The organism is Janthinobacterium sp. GW458P, assembly GCF_002127585.1.
GTDB lineage: Bacteria > Pseudomonadota > Gammaproteobacteria > Burkholderiales > Burkholderiaceae_D > Janthinobacterium.
Genome location: NZ_NEGZ01000063.1, coordinates 1 through 23170 on the forward strand (window position 1 = coordinate 1; position 23170 = coordinate 23170).

General features: G+C 67.5%; 23 protein-coding genes. 8 read left to right on the plus strand and 15 right to left on the minus strand.

Features of this window, described 5'->3' with window-relative positions; translation table 11 throughout:
* The 3 genes from CBW50_RS24670 to CBW50_RS24680 form a co-directional block, all read right to left on the minus strand.
* Nucleotides 1–1243 (minus strand): DUF3488 domain-containing protein (locus tag CBW50_RS24670; RefSeq protein ID WP_139842627.1); only part of this gene is annotated, 1243 nt, incomplete at its 3' end.
* Nucleotides 1240–2208 (minus strand): DUF58 domain-containing protein, encoded by a 969-nt coding sequence (locus tag CBW50_RS24675; protein ID WP_086147964.1) that lies wholly within the window; start codon nucleotides 2206–2208, stop codon nucleotides 1240–1242. The genes CBW50_RS24675 and CBW50_RS24670, both read right to left, overlap by 4 nt.
* Nucleotides 2209–2213: 5 nt before the next feature.
* On the minus strand, nucleotides 2214–3122 hold the full coding sequence (locus CBW50_RS24680; RefSeq protein ID WP_086147965.1) for a MoxR family ATPase: 909 nt from the start codon (nucleotides 3120–3122) through the stop codon (nucleotides 2214–2216).
* A 244-nt stretch (nucleotides 3123–3366) separates the two neighbouring features.
* Between CBW50_RS24680 and CBW50_RS24685 the strand changes: the two genes are divergently transcribed.
* Entirely contained in the window at nucleotides 3367–4293 is a 927-nt protein-coding gene (locus CBW50_RS24685) for a histone deacetylase family protein (RefSeq protein ID WP_086147966.1), read from the plus strand.
* Here CBW50_RS24685 and CBW50_RS24690 read toward each other — a convergent pair whose 3' ends face one another.
* Nucleotides 4294–4689 carry a hypothetical protein gene (locus CBW50_RS24690; RefSeq protein WP_143450652.1) on the minus strand — a complete coding sequence of 132 codons (396 nt, stop codon included), beginning with the start codon at nucleotides 4687–4689 and terminating at the stop codon, nucleotides 4294–4296.
* 168 nt (nucleotides 4690–4857) lie between these two features.
* Entirely contained in the window at nucleotides 4858–5655 is a 798-nt protein-coding gene (locus CBW50_RS24695) for a hypothetical protein (RefSeq protein WP_086147968.1), read from the minus strand.
* 203 nt (nucleotides 5656–5858) lie between these two features.
* Between CBW50_RS24695 and ylqF the strand changes: the two genes are divergently transcribed.
* Nucleotides 5859–6806 (plus strand): ribosome biogenesis GTPase YlqF, encoded by a 948-nt coding sequence (gene ylqF / locus CBW50_RS24700; protein ID WP_086147969.1) that lies wholly within the window; start codon nucleotides 5859–5861, stop codon nucleotides 6804–6806.
* Nucleotides 6807–6875: 69 nt separating this feature from the next.
* Here the strand turns inward: ylqF and CBW50_RS24705 are convergent, their stop codons facing one another.
* On the minus strand, nucleotides 6876–7679 hold the full coding sequence (locus tag CBW50_RS24705; protein ID WP_086147970.1) for a class III extradiol ring-cleavage dioxygenase: 804 nt from the start codon (nucleotides 7677–7679) through the stop codon (nucleotides 6876–6878).
* Nucleotides 7680–7793: 114 nt separating this feature from the next.
* On the opposite strand from CBW50_RS24705, the gene CBW50_RS24710 reads away from it, so the two are divergent.
* Nucleotides 7794–8684, plus strand: coding sequence for a LysR family transcriptional regulator (locus CBW50_RS24710; protein ID WP_086147990.1), 891 nt, complete (start codon nucleotides 7794–7796; stop codon nucleotides 8682–8684).
* Here CBW50_RS24710 and CBW50_RS24715 read toward each other — a convergent pair whose 3' ends face one another.
* Nucleotides 8685–9569 (minus strand): hypothetical protein, encoded by an 885-nt coding sequence (locus CBW50_RS24715; RefSeq protein WP_086147971.1) that lies wholly within the window; start codon nucleotides 9567–9569, stop codon nucleotides 8685–8687.
* The gene (locus CBW50_RS24720) at nucleotides 9566–11830 is read right to left on the minus strand and encodes a M1 family metallopeptidase (protein WP_172404876.1); all 2265 of its coding nucleotides are present in this window, start codon (nucleotides 11828–11830) and stop codon (nucleotides 9566–9568) included. Before CBW50_RS24720 ends, CBW50_RS24715 begins: the two co-directional genes overlap by 4 nt.
* A gap of 242 nt (nucleotides 11831–12072) precedes the next feature.
* On the opposite strand from CBW50_RS24720, the gene CBW50_RS24725 reads away from it, so the two are divergent.
* The 5 genes from CBW50_RS24725 to CBW50_RS24745 all read left to right on the plus strand — a co-directional run bounded on the left by CBW50_RS24725 (nucleotide 12073) and on the right by CBW50_RS24745 (nucleotide 16347).
* Nucleotides 12073–13623, plus strand: coding sequence for a TonB-dependent receptor (locus CBW50_RS24725; RefSeq protein ID WP_139842628.1), 1551 nt, complete (start codon nucleotides 12073–12075; stop codon nucleotides 13621–13623).
* Between the two features lie 147 nt (nucleotides 13624–13770).
* The gene (locus tag CBW50_RS24730) at nucleotides 13771–14442 is read left to right on the plus strand and encodes a thiol:disulfide interchange protein DsbA/DsbL (RefSeq protein WP_086147973.1); all 672 of its coding nucleotides are present in this window, start codon (nucleotides 13771–13773) and stop codon (nucleotides 14440–14442) included.
* A 13-nt stretch (nucleotides 14443–14455) separates the two neighbouring features.
* Nucleotides 14456–14680, plus strand: coding sequence for a hypothetical protein (locus tag CBW50_RS24735; RefSeq protein WP_086147974.1), 225 nt, complete (start codon nucleotides 14456–14458; stop codon nucleotides 14678–14680).
* A gap of 247 nt (nucleotides 14681–14927) precedes the next feature.
* A complete protein-coding gene (locus CBW50_RS24740; RefSeq protein ID WP_086147975.1) occupies nucleotides 14928–15674 on the plus strand; it encodes an SDR family oxidoreductase in 747 nt (248 codons plus the stop codon).
* Between the two features lie 130 nt (nucleotides 15675–15804).
* Nucleotides 15805–16347 carry an ester cyclase gene (locus tag CBW50_RS24745; RefSeq protein WP_172404877.1) on the plus strand — a complete coding sequence of 181 codons (543 nt, stop codon included), beginning with the start codon at nucleotides 15805–15807 and terminating at the stop codon, nucleotides 16345–16347.
* Between the two features lie 9 nt (nucleotides 16348–16356).
* Here the strand turns inward: CBW50_RS24745 and CBW50_RS24750 are convergent, their stop codons facing one another.
* The 7 genes from CBW50_RS24750 to CBW50_RS24780 form a co-directional block, all read right to left on the minus strand.
* Nucleotides 16357–17271, minus strand: a complete 915-nt coding sequence (locus tag CBW50_RS24750) for a LysR substrate-binding domain-containing protein (protein WP_086147977.1) — start codon at nucleotides 17269–17271, stop codon at nucleotides 16357–16359.
* Complete coding sequence (locus CBW50_RS24755) at nucleotides 17268–18164, minus strand: efflux RND transporter periplasmic adaptor subunit (protein ID WP_086147978.1); 897 nt, start codon at nucleotides 18162–18164, stop codon at nucleotides 17268–17270. The genes CBW50_RS24750 and CBW50_RS24755 overlap by 4 nt, the downstream gene beginning before the upstream one ends.
* A gap of 38 nt (nucleotides 18165–18202) precedes the next feature.
* Entirely contained in the window at nucleotides 18203–18403 is a 201-nt protein-coding gene (locus CBW50_RS24760) for a DUF1656 domain-containing protein (RefSeq protein WP_071324889.1), read from the minus strand.
* Complete coding sequence (locus tag CBW50_RS24765; RefSeq protein ID WP_226936084.1) at nucleotides 18393–20531, minus strand: FUSC family protein; 2139 nt, start codon at nucleotides 20529–20531, stop codon at nucleotides 18393–18395. The genes CBW50_RS24760 and CBW50_RS24765 overlap by 11 nt, the downstream gene beginning before the upstream one ends.
* Nucleotides 20532–20541: 10 nt before the next feature.
* A complete protein-coding gene (locus CBW50_RS24770) occupies nucleotides 20542–21048 on the minus strand; it encodes a MarR family winged helix-turn-helix transcriptional regulator (protein ID WP_086147979.1) in 507 nt (168 codons plus the stop codon).
* A gap of 73 nt (nucleotides 21049–21121) precedes the next feature.
* Entirely contained in the window at nucleotides 21122–22534 is a 1413-nt protein-coding gene (locus CBW50_RS24775; RefSeq protein ID WP_086147980.1) for an efflux transporter outer membrane subunit, read from the minus strand.
* A 139-nt stretch (nucleotides 22535–22673) separates the two neighbouring features.
* Nucleotides 22674–22991 (minus strand): DUF4148 domain-containing protein, encoded by a 318-nt coding sequence (locus CBW50_RS24780; protein WP_086147981.1) that lies wholly within the window; start codon nucleotides 22989–22991, stop codon nucleotides 22674–22676.
* Between the last annotated feature and the right edge of the window lie 179 nt (nucleotides 22992–23170).

A 23170-nucleotide genomic window follows, 5' to 3' on the forward strand; every position in this document is an offset into this window, starting at 1 on the left:
CCTGCGTGCGGAACAGGAAGTCGTCCACGCCATCCTTGCCCAGCAGCGGCGGCTGCAGGGTGTAGCGGAAGGGCGCGCGGCGGAAGTGATCGAGCACGGCGGCGATGGCGTCGGCGGGCGCCAGCGCCCCGGCGCCGCTGCCGCGCAGCTGGCGTGCCCAGGCCGCGCTGCGCGGGTTGCGGCCGGCGGGCAAGGCCAGCCATGGCTGTTGCTGTGCCGGCGACAGGGCTGCCTGCAGCCGGTAGCGCGTCTGCGAACTGGCGCGGTAGCGCACGGTCGAAGCAAGGGGCTGGACGGTCAGCACTTCCAGCGCGGACGAGACGACATACGGATTGCCGGGCAGGCGTTCTATGCTGCGCGGCACGTCGAGCGCGAAGATGCGCCGCAGGCCGCTCGCCTGCAAGGTCACTTCATATTGGCTGGGCTGGCCTGCCAGCACGATGTCTATGCGGCCGTCGCTGGCCGGCGCGCGCTCCTTCGCGCCCCGGCGCGTCCAGGTGCTGCCGTCGTAGTCGCCCAGCACCACGCCGCGCCAGTACAGCTGGTCTTGCGGCGGTATCGGCGTGGAGAAGCGGGCCGTGAAGACGGGTGCGCTTGACAGGGCCAGCGAGGCGATGGCGCCCGGCTGCATGCTGTCGGACAAGCCCGTGCGCGCCTGCGCGCCTTCGTGCGGCGCGCCCCACAGGGGGCCGTCGGGGCGCGGCAGGGCCAGGAACAGCAGCGCCGCCAGGGGAAGGGCCAGCGCCAGCATGCGGCCAAGCAAACTTAACCGTTGCGCCAGGCGCGGCTGCACTGCGCCGTACTGGGTCGACAGCAAGCCGGTCAGCAGTACGAGGACGGTGGCCAGCATCCAGATGGCGCTGAGGATGCCCTGGGCATGGAAGAAGTTTGCCAGCAGCAAGAAAAAGCTGAGGAAGACAAAGACGAAGATGTCGCGCCGGCCATGCATTTCCAGCGACTTCAAGGCCAGCAGCAGGGCCAGCAGGGCCACGCCCGCATCGCGTCCCAGCAAGCTGCCATAGCTGGCGTAGACGCCGGCGATGCCCAGCAGGGCCAGCGGCGCGAGCAGGGCCAGCGGCGGCTGGCGCCGGCCGCGCACGGTAATAAAGGCGCGCCACAGCAGCGGCGCAGCGGCGGCCGCCGACAGCCACGGCGGCAGGTGCAGCGCGTGCGGCGCCAGCGCCATGGCGGCGGCCAGCAACAGCAGCAGCATGTCCGCCTTCTCGCGCGGCAGGCCGGTCATGGGGCTTCCTGCCGTTGCGGCGAGTCATGCAGGGCCAGGGCGCGCAGGCAGGCGTCGCGGTGGCCGGCGCCCAGGCCCGGCGCCAGGGTCAGGGCGCCCAGGCGCAAGCCATATGGCAGGCCGGTCTGCTCCGCCGCCAGCACCCAGGCGGCCAGGCGCGACAGGCGCGCTTCCGGGGGCAGCGCGTGCAGGGCGGCATGGGCGAGCATGATGCTGCCGCGGGGGCCGCCCGTTGGCGTGTCGGCGCCGGGCTGGAATTGCTTGCTGAACAAATGCTCGCCGTCATGGCGGGCGATCTGGCGCCAGGCCAGGCGCTGCAGCGCATCGCCGGGCTGGTAGGCGCGCACGCCGGCCAGTTCCAGGGCGCCGCCGGACGCCTGTGTTTGACGCACGGTGCCGGCCGGCAAGGGCAGCGGCGGCGCGTTGTGCTCGGGCTGCGGATACACGAGCATGCGGGCATCCGGCTGCCAATGGCACCAGGCAACAAACAGGCCCAGCGGAAAACTGCCGGACAGGCGCACGGGAGGAGCAGCGACCCATCCGCGTTGCCGCGCCGCCACGCCGACGGTGACGGCCGTTTCCGCGTGCGCCCCGATATCGGCCAGCTGGGGCGCTGCCTGCGAGTTCAGCATTGCAACGTGGATGGCGTGGCGCGCACGCGTGCTGCGGTTGATCAGGCGCAAGACGAACGTGGCCTGGCTGCCCGCAAACACGGGGCTGCCTGGCGTGGCGGCCAGCGCCAGGCCCGCCAGGTTGCGGCTTGTATACACCATGTCGGCGACGGCGCAGGCGGCCGCGAAGCAAGTCAGCGCATAGCCCAGGCCCAGGCGGTAATTGACGGCGGCGATCCACAGCGCCAGCAGCAGGGCGGCAAACGCCAGGCCCGCGCGCGAGGGACGGATGTGCACGCGCTGCGCGCCCAGCCAGGGGCGCGCCGGCAGCCAGGAAACATTGCGCCAGCGCATGCCGGTCAGACGGGGGTGTTCAAGAGCAATTGCTGCAGCAGGGCGCGGCTATCGCTCGCTCCCTGCGCGGCATGCAGGCGGTGCGCGCAGACGGGCAGCAGCACGGCTTGCACGTCGTCGGGCGTGACGTGGTCGCGCCCGGCCAGGGCGGCCCAGGCGCGCGCCGCCTGCAGCAGGGCCAGCGCGGCGCGGGGGCTGAGGCCGTCGGCAAACGCGCCCGGCGCGCGCGTGGCGTGCACGAGGGCCAGCACGTAGTCGACCACGGCGGCGGAAACGTGGATGGCGTGCAGGCCGGCCTGCGCCTGCAGCAATTCGTCCGCGCTCATCGCGGCGGGCAAGGCATGCAGCATGGCGCGGCGGTCGGCGCCCAGCAGCAGGGCCCGCTCGGCGGCCGCGTCCGGGTAGCCGAGGGTGACGCACATGAGGAAGCGGTCGAGCTGCGATTCGGGCAGGGGGAAGGTGCCCAGCTGGTGCGCGCAGTTCTGCGTGGCAATGACGAAAAACGGCTGCGGCAGGGCCCGCGTGACGCCGTCGAGCGTCACTTGCCGCTCCTCCATCGCTTCGAGCAGGCCCGATTGCGTCTTCGGCGTGGCGCGGTTGATCTCGTCGGCCAGCAGCACCTGGGTAAACAGGGGGCCGGGGTGGAAGAGGAAGCTGGCGCTGCCGCGGTCGTACACGCTCATGCCGGCCACGTCGGCCGGCAGCAGGTCGCTGGTGAATTGCTGGCGTTTCCATTGCAGGCCCAGCGAGATGGCCAGCGCATGGGCCAGGGTCGTCTTGCCGACGCCGGGCACGTCTTCGATCAGCAGGTGGCCGCCGGCCAGCACGCAGGCGAGCGTCTGGCGGATCTGCAAATCTTTGCCGACGAGAACTTCGCCGATCTGGCGCGCGGCCTGGTGTATTTTCGAAAACATGCTATTTCTATCACAGTACGATGGATTATTTAATTTACAATCGCTTTGGCCAGGTCAAACGGCGCCGCCCGCCCGCCGCGCGCTCGTGGTAGATTAGAGTGACGGCAAAGGCGGCAAGGGCGGCACAGACCAGCCAGTGATTTTATGCGAGAACGCGCCAGGCGGGCAGGAATGCCCTGCAGTGCAGCCGGCATGCGTTCCCGGTATGGATAGAGAGCAGAGACAGAGGTAACCAGTACAGCGCATGAGCACAGCCATTTATACCCACCCCGATTGCCAGCGCCATGAGATGGGCGACTGGCATCCCGAATCGCCGGCCCGCTTGCAGGCCATCAACGATCAACTGATCCTCGCGCACATCAGCGACCTGGTCGAGCACCGCGACGGCGTGCGCGCGCAATTGTCCGATATCGAGCGCAACCACAGCGCCACGGCCATCGGCCTCGTGCGCGACAATGTGCCGCCCGCGGGCGACTACTATCCGCTCGACGGCGACACCCTGCTCAACGCGCACAGCTACAACGCGGCGCTGGCGGCGGCCGGCTCGGCCGTGGCGGCCACGGACGCCGTCATCGATGGCGAGATCAGCAACGCCTTCTGCGCCATCCGTCCGCCCGGCCACCATGCGCGGCCCAGCGAGCCCATGGGCTTTTGCCTGTTCAACAATGTCGCCATCGCCGCCAAGCATGCGCTCGACGTGCGCGGGCTCGAACGGGTCGCCATCGTCGACTTTGATGTGCATCATGGCAATGGCACGGCCGAATCCGTGGCAAACGACCCGCGCATCCTGATGGTCAGCTTCTTCCAGCACCCGTTCTATCCATACAGCGACGTCGAGTCCTACACGGATACGCGCGTGAATGTCCCCGTGCCGGCCCACTCGAAAGGCGACGCCGTGCGCCAGCTGGTGCTCGACCACTGGCTGCCGGCGCTGCACCGCCACCGGCCGCAGATGATCTTCATTTCCGCCGGTTTCGACGCCCACCGCGAAGACGATGTGGGCGGCATGGGCCTGGTGGAGGCCGACTACACGTGGATGACGCAGCAGATGATGGCCGTGGCGAATCAGTACGGCAAGGGCCGCATCGTCAGCTGCCTCGAAGGCGGCTACAACCTGTCGTCGCTGGGCCGCAGCGTGGCGGCGCACGTGAAGGCGCTGGCGGAACTCTGACTACAGCAGGCTCGGGCGGCTGCGCGAGTTCGTGTGGCGGTGGGTCTGGTAATCGAGCGCATCGCCGGCCATGAAGCGGCGCCAGGCTTGCGTGTAGACGAGCGATGATTTGTCGGCGTCAAAACTGTCGAGCTGCAGCATGTCGCGGTGGTGCTTGATTTCATTGACCAGCTGGTCGTACAGCGTTTGCAGGCCATAGCTGTCGGCGCTCTGGCGTTTCAGGCGTTCTTCCAGCTGCGCCACCTGCAGCTGCAGCTGCAGGCACTGTTTCTTCAGGTGCGGCAGGCTGCCATTGCGCGGCGCGCGCTTGGACGCCGTCCCCTTTGCCTGGCGCGGGCGCCAGCCGGCCCGCTCATCTTCCACGCGCGCCCCTGGCGCGGCGCCAGTGTGTTCCATCGTCATATCGCCCATCCCCCATCTTTTATCTCCCTGCACCTGGCGGGAGCCAGCATGGAAAATAATTGCTTTTCATTTAAGAGGCGATATTAGAGCATACTTTTTTATTGCTTGCAGTAAATATAAAAATCCATGTGGAAATATTTGACATGCCTGTCCGTGCCGCCCTCACTGGCGCAGGGCCCCCTTCAGGGGCGCGGCGGGGGCGGCTCCGGCCAATTTCCCGTCGTCGGCGTAAGTGAGGGTCAGCAGGGTATCGTCATCCCAGCTCAGGTCATGCAGCGGCGGCACGTAGCGCTGGCGGTCGTCCGTGACGCGGATCTCCATCGTGCGCTCGCCCGAACGCGCCTGCACGGCGGCAAGGCTGCGCGGCACGGGATACGGCACGTGGATCAGCGAGGAGTGGCAGGGGCCGCCCGCCATGCGGAACAGGTTGCGCCGGACGAAGGACAGCTGGTCCTGCTCGACGGCCCAGCGGATTTCGCATTCCAGGCGCAGGTCGCCCAGGCGGCGCACGTTCGCGGGCAGTCCCGGCGTATGGATGTCGGCGCGCCAGCGCAGGGTGTCGCGTTTCTTGTTGCTGACCAGGTCGGCATTGGCATCGTAGGCAACCTTGTTGCGCGCCAGGGTGAAGCCGCCGTCCGGCGCCAGCGGGACGGGAATCGACAGGTTCTCGGCCGACAGGTGCAGGGTCGCGCCGTCGAGCTTGCCCTTCGGCGTGGCGGGAATCAGCATGAAACGCAGCGGGGCGTCGGGCGCCAGGCGCTGGTGGTCGGCATACGCGTCGAGTCCCTTGAGCATGGTGCGGTAGGGGCGCAGGTCGGGATCGCGCGTGCCTTGCACGTCGACGATCTGCTGCATTTCCGGGGCCGCCGCGTCGCCCGGCGCTGCCGGCTGTTCCTGGGCCATGGCGGGCAGCAGGCAGGCGGTGAAAGTGGCGAAGAGGGAAAAGCGGGAAAATTGCATGGAAAGCGTGCCCGGTTAAGCTTGCAATGGGGAAAGGCCGTCCTGTGGCGACGGACTGCGGATCTTATCATTCATGTAACTGCCAAATTATCACCAATTGTCTCGTTCGTGTCGCACGGCTGTCGCCGGCGCCGGAAAATGGGACGTCGTGGCGGCAAGCACGTAAAATAGCGGATTGATTGAACGATTCTGAAAGCACGAGCATGGCGATACAATGGTACCCAGGACACATGAACGCGGCCCGCAAGAAGGCGGCCGAGACCATGGAAAACACCGATCTGGTGATTGAAGTGGTGGATGCGCGCCTGCCGGCAGCCAGCTGCAATCCCATGGTGGACGAGCTGCGCCTGTTCCGCCAGCGCCCCTGCCTGAAGATCCTCAACAAGACCGACCTGGCCGACCCTGCGGCGACTAGCGCCTGGGTGGCGTACTTCAACGCCCAGGAAGGCGTGACCGCGTATGCGATGACGACCAAGAAGCCGGGCGACGTGGCGCGCATCCCGGAACTGGCGAAATCGCTGGCGCCGCACCGCGGCGTGCCAACGAAACCGCTGCGCATCATGATCATGGGCATCCCCAACGTGGGCAAGTCGACCCTGATGAACGCGCTGCTGAAAAAGCGCGTGGCCAAGGTGGGCGACGAGCCGGCCGTAACCAAGATGCAGCAAAAGTTGTATCTGGACAAGAACACCATCCTCGTCGACACGCCCGGCATGCTGTGGCCGAAGATCGCCATCCCCAGCGACGGCCTGATGCTGGCGGCCAGCCACGCCATCGGCTCGAACGCCCTGATCGAAGAGGAAGTGGCCGTCTTCCTGGCCGAGGAATTGCTCAAGCGCTATCCGGACTTGCTGGCGGCCCGCTATGGCACCAAGGTCGGCGAAGTCGACGCCATCGGCGTGGTCGAGGGCATTGCCGCCAAGCGCGGCTTCCGCATCAAGGGCGGCGACTACGATTTCGAGAAAGCGTCGCACACCCTGCTGCTCGACTACCGCAGCGGCATCCTCGGGCGTATCTCTCTGGAAACGCCGGACACGCGCGCGGCCTTGCTGGCCCAGCACGCGGCCGAGATGGCGGAAAAAGCGGCGAAAGCGGCGGAAATCGCCGCCGAAAAGGCGAAGAATGCGGCGCGGGGCAAGCGCGGCACCTGATTCGAGTCGTATCCATGCAAAAAGCGCCGCGACAGCAATGTCGCGGCGCTTTTCTTATGCGGTGGCGGATTATCCGAATTTGAAACTGGTCACGGCCAGCGCCCCGAAGAAATCCTCCTCGTGGTACACGACCTGGGCCGCCTCCTGCTCGGCTGCGCCGAGCGCCACCATCAGCGGCAGCAGATGGTCTTCCTGCGGATGGGCCTGGCGCGCGCCCGGCGCCTGGTCCCAGGCCAGCAACTGTGCCAGCCGCTGCTGCGGCGGCAGGGCCATGGTCTGGCGCAGCCAGGCGTCGAACTGGTGCGAGGCGATGGCGCCCGCCTGGCCGAACTGGCGCAGGTTGTGGTAGGACAGGCCGCTGCCGACGATCAGCACGCCCTGGCGGCGCAGGCCGGCCAGCGCACGGCCCACCTCGACGTGCGTCAGCGGATCGTAGCCGTGCTTGAGCGACAGCTGCACCAGCGGCACGTCCGCTTGAGGGTAGATGGGGAACAGGGCGCTGAAGGTGCCGTGATCGAAGCCGCGCTCGTGGTCCAGGCGCGCCGGATGGCCGGCCGCGTCCAGCAGCTGTTTTACCTGCGCCGCCAGTGCCGGCGCGCCCGGCGCCGGATACTGGATCTGGTACGTATGCGGCGGAAAGCCCGAATAATCGTAGATCATGCCCGGCTTGGGGCTGGCCGAGACGAGGAACTGCGGCCCTTCCCAGTGCGCCGTGACGACCAGCACGGCTTGCGGGCGCGCGCCGATCTGGCGCGGGATATCCTGCAGCGACGCTTCGAGCACGTCGTAGCGGCCGCCGAACTGGTCTTTCATGAACGGCCACGGGCCGCCGCCGTGCGACAGGAAGTAAGTGGGGAAGGTGTGCTCTTGCATGGCGGCTCCTGGTGGGTATGGCTGATGATGGAACGATGATAGTCATGCTCGATCAGTTGATCAAGATCGCTATTATTGATATATCATTTCCATTTTGTTGATGATCGGATGAGCATGGATACCTTGCGCAGCATGCGCGTGTTTCGCGCCGTGGTGGAACTGGACAGCTTCGTGCGCGCCAGCGAGCGCCTCGATCTGTCGCCGGCCATGGTCAGCAAGCACGTGATGCACCTGGAGCGCCACCTGGGCGCGCGCCTGCTGAACCGCAGCAGCCGCCACCTGAGCCTGACGGAAATCGGCAAGGTGTATTTTGAACAGTGCCGCGAGATGCTCGACAATCTCGACGAGGTGGAAGCGACGGTGGGCCGCACGACGGTAGTGCCGCGCGGCATGCTGCGCCTGAGCGCGCCCGTCTGGTTCGCCAACGCCATCTTTACGCGCACCCTGGTGGCTTACCGCGAGCGCTTCCCGGAAGTCACGTTCGACATCGACTTGAGCGGCCGCGTGGTGAACCTGGTGGAAGAGGGTTTCGACCTGGCCCTGCGCGTGAGCCAGGCGCCGTCGCCCAGCCTGATCGCGCGGCCCATCGGCAGCATCGCCTTTCACCTGGTGGCCGCGCCCGCCTACCTGGCGCGCGCGGGCCTGCCGCAGCTGCCGCAAGACCTGGCGCAACACGCCATGATCAGCTATTCCTTGTTGGCGAACGGTAATGAACTGGCCTTCGACGGCCCGCAGGGGAGCGAGACGGTGAAGTTCTCGCCCGTGTTGCAATGCAATAACGAAAGCCTGCTGCACGCGGCCGCGCTCGACGGCATGGGCATTGCCCTGCTGCCGTCGTGGCAGACGGATGCGGACCTGGCGGCGGGGCGGCTGGTGCGCCTCTTCGACGGCTACCAGCTGGCGGGCGGCAAGGTGCATGCGGTCTACACGAGCCGCCGCTACCTGTCCTCGAAAGTGCGCACCTTCATCGATTTCCTGGCCGATGAAGGGCGCCTGGGGGCCTGACTAGGTGAGAGAGCGGTTGATGTCGATCAAGGCAAACAGGCGCGCGCTGCGCATCCACGCCAGCACCAGCGCCGCCAGCTGCGTCACCAGGAAGCCGGCCACGAGGGCCAGCGGGCCGGGCGCGGCCAGGTTCAGCCGGGCCACGCCCAGCAGGCCATACAGGGCCAGTCCCAGCATGGTGATGCCGAGGTAGATGGCGAGGCTGGCCAGCGGCCGCCGGCGCAGCATGGCCAGGCCCCGCCACCAGGCCTTGACGGCCGAGGTGCGGCGCCGGTCGACGGCCAGCGCCGCGCGGCCCGAGTCGAGCGTGGCGCAGGCCAGCAGGAACAGCACGCCCGCGAGCAGCAAGGCCAGGTGACGGGCCAGGTCGGCGTCCGCTTCCAGGATGGCTGTCGCCGCGTGCCTGTCGGCCAGCTTCAGCGCGCCGGCGCCGATGGCCAGCGCCAGGCCCAGCGGGACGATGCTCCACAACAGCATGCGCAGCATGCGGCCGTATTCGCTGAAGGCGCCCGTCAGCAGGGGGCCGAAGCCCGGTGGCGCGGGCGCGCGCGCGGCCGTCGCCACCAGGCCGCTCAGCAGCGGCGACAGCAGCAGGGTCAGGACGATGGCGGCGATGGCGGCCTGGCCGATGGCGGCGCCGTTGCGGCTGGCATCGGCCAGCAGGTCGGCGATGCTCATCAGGTCTAGCCGCTGCGCCAGCGCCGCCCCATGCACGGCGTGATCGAGGCTGGCGCCCAGGGTGTGCCAGAGGGGAATCACGGCGATGATGGCGGGCAGCAGCAACAGGCCCGCCCACAGCAGCAGCAAGCGCCATTGCAGGGCGGCGCGGCTGGCGCGCGTGGTCAGGGTCAGGCCGCTGGCCCGTGTTGAGATAGTGGCGCTCATACGATGGCAATCAGGGACAGCAGGTATTGGCAGGCGGCGGCGATATCGAGGCTCCAGCGCCGCGCGGCCGAGGCGTCGGCCTGCAGGGTGCGGCTGTCATCGAGCTTGTTGACGTCGAGGTAGTGCACGCGGTCGGGGTCCAGCTCGGCCGAGACGGCCTTGACGGGCTTGAGCCAGGTGTAGCGCTGCCACTGCTGCTCCTTGTCCCAGGCGACGCGCTCGCTGCTGCCGTCGGCAAACTTCACCAGCAGCAGCTGCGGCACGGCCGCGCCGCGCCGGCGCAGCACCACGCTGGTCAGATACGGATACGGGCCGGTGCCCGGTTTGGCGTGCGGATGCGCCTTGTCCCACGCCGCGCGCGTTTTTTCCTCTTCCTTTTCCAGCGCCTCGGCCGTGCGTTCCACGCGCTTGCCGTTGAGCAGCGCCATGCCGGCCAGCGGCGTCTGTTCTACGCTGGTGAAGCTGCCGATGCGGTCATCGATGTTCGCCGTGGCGTACACCTGTTGCGCGAAGACCTGTTCCACGATGCGGCGCTGGCCCGTTGCCTCGGCCAGCGTTTCGCGCAGGTCGGCGATGCTGGGGTGGCGGAATTTCCACTGTGCGTAATAGGCCTTGAAGCCTGTTTCCATGGCCGCGCTGCCGATGCGCGCCTCCAGGTCGCGCAGGGTGATGGCCGTGCGGCTGTACACGGGGCCCACGCCCTGCAGCCGGTCCCAGGCATTCTGGCCCAGCGGATCGGCCGCATCCTGGCGCGGCGCGGCCAGGCGCTCGGCCTCGAAGACCTTGAAGGCGGGATCAAGGCCCAGGCGCTTGAGCCAGGGCGTGGTGGCGTGGATATCCTGGCCGCGCGCGCGCAGCATGCGCTGGTCCCAGTACTCGTTCAAGCCTTCGTCGAGCATCGGCTCCTCGAACTCGTTCGAGGCCAGGATGCCGTAGAAATAGCCATGGCCGAATTCGTGGATGGTGACGAAATCGAGGCCGAATCCGGCGATGGTCTTCGGCTGCAGGCTGGCGTAGCTCGACGCCGTAATGAAGGTCGGGTATTCCATGCCGCCCGCCTCGGCCGCATTGAAGGGCGGGATCACCACCGTCAGCGTCGCGTACGGATACGGGCCCAGGGTGCGCGAAAAATACGCGAGCGAGTCCTTGGCCGCCTGCAGCGCGGGCGCCGCGTTGGACGCGTACTCGGGCGGGTACAGTACCCTGATTTCCACGGGAGGGCTGCCGGGTCCGCTCCAGCTGCCGATCAAGGGCTGCGCGCTGCGCTTGTCGGCCGTCCAGGCGAAATCGTGGACGTCGCCCTGCACATAGTGATGCGTCAGCATGCCGTCCTTTTCCTGCGGCGCGCCTTGCAGCTGCCCCGTTGCGCCGATGATGTAATCCTTGGGCGCGGTCAGCTTCACGTCGTAACGGCCGAAATCCGCGTAGAACTCCGAATTGAGGTGGAATTCATGCGCATTCCAGCGCGGCGCCGTGGCGCCCCGTTCGCCGGGCAGTTCCAGCACGGCGATCTTGGGAAACCACTGGCCCGCCAGGTGGAAGCTGCCGAAGTAGCCGGTGCGCGCGATGACGCGCGGCAGCTGGTCGAAGAAGTCAATGTCGAGCGTCGTCTCGGCGCCGGCCGCGACGGCCTGCGGCAAGTCCACGCGCACCACCGTGCGGTCGGTGGCCGGGCCGTTGTCGGGCTGGACGAAATGCCAGGGCGCCCTGGCGCCGTTCTGCGTCATGCTGCGCAGTTCGATGTAGCCCCACTCGCCGTCGCGCGTGGCGACGCCCGAGCGGAAGCCCTTGTCGAGCTTGCGCTTTTCCGTGAAAAAGGTCGTATGCTCGCCTTCGAACGCGTTCAGGTACAGGTGCAGGTACACGCTGCTGACCGTCTGCGCGCTGCGGTTGCGCCAGCGCAACTTTTGCTGGCCGGCGATGGTGTGCTTGACGGGATCGAGCGTCGCTTCGATCTGGTAGTCGACCACGCGGTCCGACAGGGTAGCTTGCGCGCCCGTGCGGGCACCGCCCCAGGCATGGCTGGCGCTGGGCGTGGCGACGGCGCCCGCACGCGGCAGGGCCAGCGCGATGCCGTCGGCCGGCGGTGCCAGCGGCGCGACGGCGGCCGCCTTGCCCGGCTGGGCGAACAGGTCCGCCTGCAGGGCAAGGCCGGCCAGCAGCAGGGCGGCGATGGAGAAGGCTTTGAGCTTGCCTGTGACGGGGAAAAAACGGATGCTGCGGCGCGAACGGCCGGGGCGCGACGTGTGACGACATTCCATGCGTGACTCCCACAGTGACTTTATTGTTTATTTTTAAATGCGGTCGGCTGCGACCGGGATCGCCGGACGCCCGTTAATATAGCCATAAAAATTACAAATAAGCAATGAAATGTGCTGGCGGCGCTGTGGCCAGCCCGGCTGGCTGTTGCGGCGCCGTGCGCCGTGCGTATAATGATTCGCTTTTGCCATCCCGCCGAAGCGCCGCGTGCCTGTGCCGCGGCACCGCACTCAAGCCCGCCGCCATGACGCCTGCTTCCCCCGTCCATACCGTTGCCATGCGCGCCTTGCTGCTGTGCGCGCTGGCCATGCCGGCGTGCGCGCAGGAAGGCGCGGCTGCCAGCGCGGCCGGCGTCACGCATGGCGACTTGTCCGCCGAGCTGGCGCAAGGGGGCCAGCACAGCGTGCGCGCCGCCCTGTCGCGCGAGCAGGGCGGCACGGCGCTCGATGTGGCCCTCGATAGGCTGCGCAACGGCAATTACCGCGATGGCAGCGTCTTCCGCCAGCGCAGCTTCAGCGGCGGCGCGGAATGGAAGGGGCGGCAGGGCCGTTTCGGCTTCAGCGCCGACCAGCTGAACCAGGACACGCGCTATCCCGCGCCCGAGGCGCCGTTCCTCGCCTTGCTGGCGGCCCGTCCGGAAGACTTGTACCGCTACGAGATGCGGCGCGCCAGCGCCTTCGTGCAGCGCTACGTGGGCAACTTCGAGCTGGGCGTGGAATTGTCGCAGCGGGAAAAGCGCGCCACGGCCCAGTATGCGGGCGAGGACGGCAGCGGGGTATCGACTTACAGCAGCCGCCGCCGGCAGCTGGCCCCCCGCGTGCGCCATTACGGCAAGGTGGGCGGCGTCGGCACGGATACGGAAGTGGGCCTGGACCTGATGCAGTGGCAGCGGCGCTCGGGCCGTGCCGTGACGGGCCGCGATGGCGATGCGCAGCGCCGCCAGTACTCGCGCGCGCTGCTGCTGCGCGAAGAGCTGGCCTTTGGCGGCCCATATGCGCCGCGCCTGCTGCTGGGGCTGCGGCATGAACAGTTCCAGCTCGATCCGGCCGACATGCCCGCCGGCGGCAGCGACTGGGAAAACCAGAATGCCTGGGACTTGCAGGGCAGCCTGCAGTTGCGCCCGCAGCTGAGCGTGTACGCCAAGGCCGCGCGCAGCTACCGCATCGACGACGATGGCTACACGCGCGCCGGCTACCGCCCCCTGGCCGGCCAGCTGCGGCGCGAAACGGAAGTGGGCGCCACCTTGGGCGACGCCGCGCGCAGCGTTTCCGTGCGCCTGTTCAGCGAGCGCCTGAGCAACCAGATCGTTTTCGACCAGAGCCTGGGCCAGCTGGGCTTTGCCAGCAACCTGGAGCCGTCGCGCCGCGATGGCATCGCCATCGAAGCGAGCATGGCGCTGGCGTCCGACTGGCGTTTCGACGCTCAGGTGCGGCAGGTGCATGCGCGCTATGACGACTACAGCTACGACGGCCCGGATCTCGCCCTCGTGCCCAAGACCCTGGCGAGCCTGCGCCTGTACTGGACGGGGCAGGGCGGCGCCAGCTTTGATGCCGGCGTACAGTGGCTGCGCGCCCTGCGCTATGGCCCGGACTTCGAGCATAGTTGCCTGGCGCTGGTGCCCGCGTTTGCCACCGTGGACGGGCGCTACGCGCGCAAGCTGGGCGCCTGGGAGCTGGAACTGGCCGGCAGCAACCTGGCCAACCGCCGCCATTACGGCGATGCGCCGGGCTGCCGTTCCAGCATTTACCTCAATGACGCGCGCCAGCTGCGCGTGTCGGCGCGCTACCATTTTTGAGGCGCCGGCGCAGCGGGGCTTAAATGCGCCTTAAGCGGGCGCAAACAGGGGCGAAAAACACGGCTTTTTTGCGCCCTATCCTCATCGCCCGGCGCAAAAAGTGGTAATCTCGCCCCGTTCACGACCACTTTATGATGAAGGATTATTATGCGTTTTCTGCGTTTCTTGCGTCCCCTGCTCGCCGCCGTCACCCTGGTGGCGGCCACCGGCGGCGCCATGGCGGCCGATACCGGCTTTACCACGCTTCCGACGCCAGTGCGCACGGACACGGGCAAGAAGGTGGAAGTGGTGGAATACTTCATGTATTCGTGTCCGCATTGCTACGCGCTCGATCCGCTGATGCACGACTGGGTCAAGAAGCAGGGCGACAAGATCGCCTTCCGCCGCATCCACCTGGCCTTCTCCGGTCCGAAAGACCCGCAGGCGCACGCCTACGCCACGCTTGAGGCGATGGGCCAGCTGGACCAGTTCCACGACAAGATATTCCGCGCCATCCACGTCGAGCGCAACCGCCTGAACCGCGATGACGCCATCCTCGACCTGCTGGTGAAGAACGGCATCGACAAGGCGAAATACCTGGACATGTTCAACTCCTTCGGCGTGCAGACCAAGCTCAAACGCAATGAACAACTGATCGCCGCCAGCAAGATCGACAGCGCGCCGACCATCGTCATCGACGGCCGCTTCGTCACCTCGCCGTCGCAATTGTCGCGTCCGGGCCAGTCCGAGCCGCAGACCCAGGCGGCGACCCTGCGCGTGATGGATGAACTGGTGGCGCGCGTGCTGAAAGAGCGCGCCCCGGCGCCAGCGAAGAAGTAAACCGGAGAACGTCATGAAACAGCTGCCCTGGACCCTGTGCGTGCTGGCCGTCGCCCTCGTGGCGTGGCTGGCGATTGCCATCGTCAACGTGGAAAACCAGCGCAATGCGCTGGCCAGCAAGGCTTGCGTGGACCCCGCGTTCAAGAACGAGGTCGACGCGAAATGCCTGGCCTCCGTGCAGACGCGCGAGCACTGGTGGCAGCATCTGACTTATGCTATGACGCATTTCAGGTCATAGAACACCGGATAAAATCTACTGCGCGTCGCGCTTTGCGGCCGGCGATGCTCACCGGCTCGGCGCCCCCGTACAGAGTACGGTTGCGCTTCTTGGCCACAAGGGGGCGCCGAGCCTCACTGCCGCTCGCTACGATTTTCTCCGGCGTCGTGACGATGAGGGCTGGATAGGAAAACTGCCCGCTTTGTGCGGGCTTTTTTACGTCTGCTGGTTGCGGGTATCATGAAGCCACAACCATCCTGGAGGGGCAATGAAGGAAGTCATCCTGATTACGGGCAGCAGCCGCGGCATCGGCGCGGCGACGGCGCAGCTGGCGGCGCGCCAGGGCTATGCCGTCTGCGTCAACTATGTGCGCGATGCGCAGGCGGCGCAAGCGCTGTGCGCGCGCATCGTGGCCGACGGAGGCGAGGCCATCGCCGTGCAGGCCGACGTGGGCGATGAAGCGGATGTGGCGCGCCTGTTCGGCGAAGTCGATGCGCGCCTGGGCGCGCTTACGGCGCTGGTCAACAATGTGGGCGTGCTGGAGCAGAAATGCCGGCTGGCCGACATTTCCGTGCAGCGCCTGGAGCGCGTGCTGCGCACCAACGTGATCAGTTATTTCCTGTGCTGCCAGCAGGCCGTGCGGCGCATGTCGACGGCGAATGGCGGGCAGGGCGGGCGCATCGTGAATGTCTCGTCGGTGGCGTCGCGCATCGGCTCCCCGGGTGAATACATCGACTACGCGGCCTCGAAAGGCGCCGTCGATACCTTGACCCTCGGGCTGGCGAAGGAAGTGGCGGCCGAGGGCATCCGCGTCAACGGCGTGCGCCCCGGCATCATCTACACGGACATCCACGCCTCGGGCGGCGAGCCGGGCAGGGTGGCGCGCCTGGCCTCCGGCGTGCCCATGCAACGGGGCGGCGAGCCGGAAGAAATCGCCGACGCCATCCTGTACCTGCTGGGGCCGGGCGCGAGCTATGTGACGGGCAGCATCCTTGACGTGGCCGGCGGGCGCTGATTTTCAAGGCATTTTCAACTTATTTTCAACTACGGCAAGCAACTGATTCAAACGCGGGGCCAATTATCAAGCGTGGCAAGCGAGTCCAGAATGGCGGTGTGCGATGTGCACGCCGATCAACTCACCTGGAATGACCATGCCCGTTTCCGTTTTTGCTCCCGCCATCCTGGCCCTGTCCCTGCTGGCCGCCGCGCCGGCCCATGCCGCCACCGAGCTGCCCATGCCGGCCCGCCTGTCCGGCGCCAAAGCCGACGCCGCGGTGGTGCTGGCCGCGCGTCGCTATGCCGCGTTCTGGGACAGCGGCGAGCCGGCCCTGGCGCGCCTGGCCCTGGCCGACGATTTCACGGACCGCACCCTGCCCGCCGGCCGTCCGCAGGGATTGGCCGGCCCGCTGCAGGCCTCGCAAGTGTTCCACGCTGCCGTGCCGGACCTGCAGGTGGCCATCGAGGACATGCTGGTGGCCGGCGACCGGGTCAGCCTGCGCCTGCACTTCACGGGCCACTTCACGGGCGTCTTCCCCACGCCGCAGGGCGAGCTGCGCGGACAGGGCCAGGCCATCGATTTCCATGCGTTTGATTTGTATCAGGTCAATGCCCAGGGGCGCATCAGCGACAACTGGCACCTGGAAGACAACCTGACCCTGCTGCGCCAGATGGGCGTGCTGCCCCGGTAAAGGCGGCCGTCAGGCTGGCAACGCGGCGAACCGGCGCACGAGGAAGTCGGCCAGCAGGGCGATGCGCGGCGGCTGGAAGCGCGCGCGCCGGTACAGCAGGTTCAGCGGCGCGCTGTCGGTGAAATACGCGTCGAGCACCGTCTGCAAACGCCCGGCGCGCAGGTCGTCGCCGATGTCGAGCAGGGATTTGTAGGCGTAGCCGTGGCCGGCCACGGCCCAGCGGCGGATGATTTCGCCGTCATTGCTGTGCTGCGTGCCCTGCAGGCGCAGGCTGTGGCGCTTGCCATCCTGGCGGTAGCGCCACTCCTGCGGCGCGCCGTCGCGCGTGGACAGCACCAGGGTCGGCAGCGCCGCCAGGTCGCGCGGCATGGCCGGCAAGCCCGCCTTGGCGGCCAGCGCTGGCGCCACGCAGACGACGCGCCGGCTCGGGTGCAGCAGGCGCGCCACCATCTCGCTGTCGGGCAGCTGGCCGTAGCGGATGGCCAGGTCGACCTCGTCCTGCACCAGGTCGGCCGTGGCGTCCGTCAGGGTCAGCGCATAGCGCACCTGCGGGTGCAGCGCGGCGAAGTCGTCGAGCAGCGGCAGCAGCAGCTGGCGGCCGATGTCGGATGGCGCCGAGATGCGCACCACGCCGCGCACCGTGTCGCCGCCCGCATGCAGCCCGTCTTCGGCCTGGGCCAGCAGGTCCAGCGCCTGCTCGCTGTACTGGCGATAGTGCAGGCCTTCTTCCGTCAGGCGCAGCTGGCGCGTGGTGCGCTCGAACAGGGTGGCGCCCAGCGCCGTTTCCAGGCGCGCGATGGCGGCGCTGGCGGCGGCCGGCGACAGGCCGTGCCTGCGGCCGGCCGCGGAAAAGCTGCCCAGCGCGGCGGCGTCGAGGAACAGTGCGATGTCCGCCAGGCGCCCGGCGCTGCCGGCGCGGCTCATGCCGGGTGCGCGGCGGCCGGTTTCGGCGCGGGCGCCGAATGGGGCGTGATCACCACGGTGCAGGTGGTGCCGGCCACCAGGATCTGCTCCTTCGGCTGCTCGTCGATGTGGATGCGCACGGGCACGCGCTGCGCCAGGCGCACCCAGTTGAACGTCGGGTTGACGTCGGCCAGCAGTTCCCGGCCCGTGGCGGCGTCGCGGTCAGTGATGCCGCGCGCGATGCTCTCGATGTGGCCGTGCAGGGTGCCGCCGCTCATCAGGTTCATTTCCGCCTTGTCGTCCTGCGCCAGCATGCCCAGCTTGGTCTCCTCGAAGTAGCCGACGACGTAATAGGAGGCGCTGTCGATGACGGCCAGCTTGGCCGCGCCGACGGCGGCGAAATCGCCCTTGTGCACGTTCAGGTTCGTCACGTAGCCGCTGACGGGGGCGCGCACGGTGGTGCGTTCCAGGTTCAGTTGCGCCAGCGCGCGGGCGGCCACGGCGGCCTGCACTTGCGACGAGGCCGAGGTGGCGGCAAAGGCGGCGCTTTCGCGGCTTTCCGTCGAGATGATGCTGGCGTCCAGATTGGCGCGGCGCTGCGCTTCCTTGCCGCGGCGGCCCAGCTCCGTCCTTTGCGCGGCCAGCACGGCGTCGGCCTGGGCCAGCGCGCTGGCGTAGCGTTCCTTGTCGACGACGAACAGGATATCGCCTTTTTGCACCACCTGGTTGTCGCGCACCAGCACGTCCGTGACGGTGCCGGCCACGTCGGCGCTGATGTTGACGATGTCGGCCTTGATGCGGCCGTCGCGCGTCCACGGCGACTCCATGTAGCGGTCCCAGACGGTCTTGCCTGTCCACAGGGCTGCGGCCAGTAGCAGCAGGGTGATTGCATAGCGGGTCAGTTTGCTTACCATGTCGGCAGCCTTTCCTTGATCGGGTTGAACAGTTTTTTTTATTTGTAAAGCGACAGCGCCAGCGCGCCGAAGATGGCGATGAAGATGCACAGCCGCGCCAGCGACGGGTGCCACACCATGCGGTACACGCCCAGCCAGCCCAGCACGCGGTCGAGCAGGGTTTGCAGGCCTATGCTGAGCAGGAACAGCGGCAGCAGGGTGGGAATCAGTATTCCGAACAGGGCGAATTCACGCGGCATGGTGGTCTCCGGCGCCAGGCGCCATGTGGTCGAGTAAGGAGGTGTAGATCGAATGCAGGTCGGCCAATGCCGTCTGCAGGCGCGCGCTGCGTTCGGGCGTGGCATCGGTTTCCGTCTGCGCCGCGCGCACCACGGCGCCCGCCTGCAGGGTAGCCGCCAGCGCCGCCTGCAGCTGCGCATCGCCGCGCGTGCGCAGCCAGGCGGCGATGCCGTCCACGCACTGCTGCAGCGCGTGGCGCGTGGCGCCCGGGCGGGCGCTGGCGATCAGCTCGCGCAATTCGATCACCGAGTGGCCGATTTCCAGCAGGGTCAGCGCCTGGCGCACGACGGCGCGCGTGGCCTCGCCCGGCACCGGCCCGGCCGCCGCATTGAGCTGGCTGAGCAGGTCGCGCACGCGGTTGTCGAAGCGGTGCTTGACGCGCCGCGCCGGCGCCGTGCACGCATGCAGCGCTTCGCGCCACAGGGCCGGGCCGACATGGTCCTTGTGGCCCATCGTGTGCTCGGGCAGCAGCACGGCAAACACGAGGGCGGCCAGCATCAGGCCGACGATCAGCGCCATGCCCGTGTTCAGGAACGCCGCGCCGTCGACGCGCATGACGTTCAGCGGCGCCATCTGCGTGATGAAGGTCGACACGCCCAGGCCGACGCCCAGCTTGGCGGGATTGGTCATCAGGTACAGGCCGACGGCCAGGAAGGGCGCAAAACTGAGCACCAGCATGGGAAAGCCGTCGCCGTGCAGCAGCACGAAGTACACGCAGACGAGCGACAGCGGCATGGCGATCAGAAAGCCCGCCAGCACTTGCCGGATCATCATGATGGGGCGCGGCGAGGACGAGGCCAGCGCGCAGAACACGGCCGCCATCAGCATCGCCGTGCCGGCATACGGCCAGGCGAGGAAGTAGGCGCCCAGGGCCAGCAGGGCCAGGCTGATGCCGGCGCGCGCGCCGCTGGCGAGCACCAGCGCGGGCGGGGTCTTCGGCGCATACGCCTGCGGCGTGCTCACGTCGAGCGGCGTGTCGTGCGCCAGGCTGAAATACACTTCGTGAAAGCGGCTCATGTCGCGCGCGAAGCGTTCGAGCAGCTCGCAGACGGTGTCGAAATCGATCTGCTGCGCATGCTTGATATGCGCCGCGTCAATGTCCGCGCGCGCCTGCGCCAGCGCCGTCTGCAAATGCCGCTGCATGGTGTCGAGCGAGTCCTGCGAGGGCGTCGCCTGCAGCGCCTCGGCAACGATGGCGTACAGGGGCGCGCACGCCTGCATGACCTGTGTCTCGCCATCGCGCTGCAGGCGGTCGAACAGGCGGTGGAAGGTATAGAAGGTGGTCAGCGCCGTCATGAAGGTGGCGTTGAAGGCGTGCAGCTTGCGGTTTTGCGCGCGCACGTGGCTCACTTTGCTGGTCACTTCAAACAGCGCGGCCGAGCGGCCCAGTTCCAGCGCCGCCACGTCGGCGGCGAACTGCAGATGCGTCAGTTCCACCTGCGCCGGCGTGAGCTTTTGCTGCAGCACGTCCTGGCAAAAGGTGAGGAATTTGCCGTAGCGCGCCTGCACCGTGCGCATCACCTGCGTGCCCTGGTGGCGCGGCAGCAGCACGCTGGAGACGCCCGCCGAGCAGATGATGCCCAGGCCGACTTCGGCCATGCGCGTGACGGCCAGCGAAAATACCTGCGTCGGCTGCTCGATGGCGGGCAGGACGATCATGCAGGCCGTGTAGCCGGCCAGCACGTACACGTAGGACTGGGCGTTGCGGTGCAGGGCCGAGCCGCTGGTGCACAGGCCCACCCACAGGGCCAGGCCGGCGAACAGCAGCACGGGCTGCTGCGGGAACAGGCCGATCAGGGCCAGCGCGGCCAGGCAGCCGAGCACGGTGCCGCACAAACGGTAAAAGCTCTTTTCCAGCACCATGCCGCTGCTGGGCAGGGCCAGGATGATGGTGGTGGTCATGGCCGTGCTGGGCGAATCGAGCCCCAGGCGGTAGGCCAGCCACAGGGCGCAGAACGCGGCGATGAGGGTCTTGCCGACGTAGATCCAGCGTTCGCCTTCCGTCTGGCGCCAGTCCTGCAGCGCCAGCGCCAGCCAGTGTGCCGCCCGGGTCAGGGGGCCATATGTCGGTGTTGTGGCTGGCGTCATCGATAGGCTATCAGTTCTGGTTGTTGAGATTGTTGAGGTTGCGCAACTGGCGCACGTACAGCTTGTCGAGCACTTGCAGCTCTTCCTGCGTAAAACCGTCGTACAGGGCCGAGGTTTCCTGGTACACGTCCGGCAGCGCCGTCTCGATCAGGGCGCGGCCCTTGTCGGTCAGCGAGATCATCACGGAACGGCGGTCGCCGGGGCGCGTGCCGCGGTGGATCAGGCCGCGCGTTTCCAGGTCGTTGCACACGCGCGTCAGGTTGGCCGGCTTTTCGTGACAGGCCATGCCCAGGGTGCAGGCGTTCGAGGTTTCGTCGTCCGTGCCGTACAGCACGGCCAGCACCATGTAGCTGGCGTCGACCAGGTCATGCTTCTTCAGCGCGGCATTGGTCAGGTCCTTCATGCCTTTTTGAATGTGGTACGTCATGCGCAGCAGGCGCATCAGTTCCATGGGGAAGCCTGGCATGCGCGTGCGGATATTTTGCAGCCGCTTGGAGGTGGCGTCAAAAGCGGTCATGTCATATTCCTTCATGTGTGAATAAAGCTCCGATTGTATCTTGTTGGGCTAGGGCAATGCCAGGATTGCAAGCTTAGATGCCGCCCCCCAAAGCATTCATCAAGGAAACGTACAGATCGAGCTCGCGCGCCCCATTTTGCGCCTGCTGCTGTTCTTCCGCCAGCAGCGCCACTTGCGTGTTAAGCATGTTGATGGCGTCGCTCATGCCGGCCTTGTAGGCCTTTTCCGCCAGGTCGCGCGCGCGCTGCGCCGTGGCCAGCGCCTGCACGGTCAGCTGGTGCTGCTTTTCCAGCGATTGTGCGCGGGTGACGGCGTTGGCCACGTCCGACATGGCATTGATGACGGTGGCGTTGTACTGCTCCACGGCGCCGTCGTAGATGGCCGTCTGGCTGCCCAGCTGGGCGCGCAGGCGGGCGCCGGCAAAGATGGGCAGGCTCAGCGCGGGCGACGCGCCGCGGATCTCCGAGTGGGCGTCCAGAAAGTGGCTGAAGCCGAAGGCCTGGAAGCCGGCAAAGGCCACCAGGTTGACGTTCGGGTAGAACTCGGCCTTGGCGGCATCGATGCGCTGCGCCGCCGCTTCGACTCTCCAGCGCTGGGCGGCGATGTCGGGACGGCGGCCGATCAGGTCGGCCGGCAGGGCGGCGGGAATGGCCAGCGGCTGGTCCAGGCGCAGCACGGGGCGCGTGAGCGCCGCGCCGGCGTCCGGACCCTTGCCGGCCAGCGCCGCCAGCTGGTTGCGCAGCAGGGCCAGCGATTCGGCCGACTGCTCCAGCTGGCGGCGGCCCGCGGGCAGGGTGGTTTCGATTTGTGCTACGTCAATGTCCGTGCCGATGCCGGCTTGCTTGCGCTGGCGCGTGATGTCGAGGATGCGGGCGCGCTGCGCCAGGCTGCGCTCGATCACGTCCTGCAGCTGGAATTCATACGACAGCTGGATGTAGGTGCGCACCAGCGCCGTTTCCAGGGCCAGGCGGGCCATCTGCGACTCGGCCGACGCCATCTGCACGTCGCCCAGCGCGGCGGACAGGGCGGCGCGGTTGCGGCCCCACAGGTCCAGGTCGTAGGAGGCCGTGACGGTGGCCTGGTTGCGCCACGCATAGTTGCCGGCCAGCGGCGCCGGCGTGCTGCCGTGCTGCGAATACAGTTCGCGGTTGATGGAAACATTGGCGTCCGCCTGCGGGCGGGTCTTGTCTTCCGCCGCACCGGCCAGCGCCTCGGCCTGGCGCACGCGCGCCTGGGCGCCGCGCAGGGTGGGGCTGTCGGCCAGCGCCTGCTCCATCAAACGGTTCAATTGGGGATCGTGCAAGTCTTGCCACCATTGCGTGCGCGGCCATTGTATGGCGGCGCTGGCGGCGGCATCCATGGCCTGGCTCGCTTTCAGCTTGTTGGCGTCGAGCAGGGCCGATTGCGGCGCGATATGGCCCATGTCGGCGCAAGCGCTCAAGGCAAGGGTCAGGCTGGCGGCAAGCAAACGGCGGTGCAGGGACATGCAGGGACTCCGGGAGAGATATGTTGTGGGTGCTGCTGACAGCTCGCCGCGGTGAGCGCCGGGAGTGGCCCGGCCGGGGTAGGCCCCGGTGCTGCGCCGCAACTGAGTTGTTACTGACTGAAACCGGCTGACTGGTTTCTTATTTGACGACGTGTTTTGCCGTTTGCGCGACATCAAAGTCCGCTTCCGTTTGCGGGATCAGGCCAGCCTTGCGGGCGGCGTAGAACTCGGCCATGACTTGTTCGCGCGTCACCTTGCTGGCGGCGGTGGCCGGGGTCTTCGGATAGTCGACTTCGCTGGTGGCGATTTCGCCGGCGTTGCGGGCACGGACGTATTCGGCCGTGACCTGCTCACGGCTCAATTGCTGGCCCGTGGTGGCAGGCGCGGCGCTTTGGGCGAAAGCCGAGGTGGCGGTGGTGATGGCAAACAATGCTGCGATCAGTGATTTGGCTTGCATGATTAGACTCCAATATGTGCATGATGGCTGGGTGTATGGGCCGGCTCGCCACGTACCGGTCGGTCCGGCCGCGCCGCGCGGGTGGCGCGGCACGGCCGACGAAGCAGTTTCTGGATGAGAAGATGCTTACTTGAATTAACTATAGCAATGAATAGTACATTTGTGAAGTAATTTCTGAA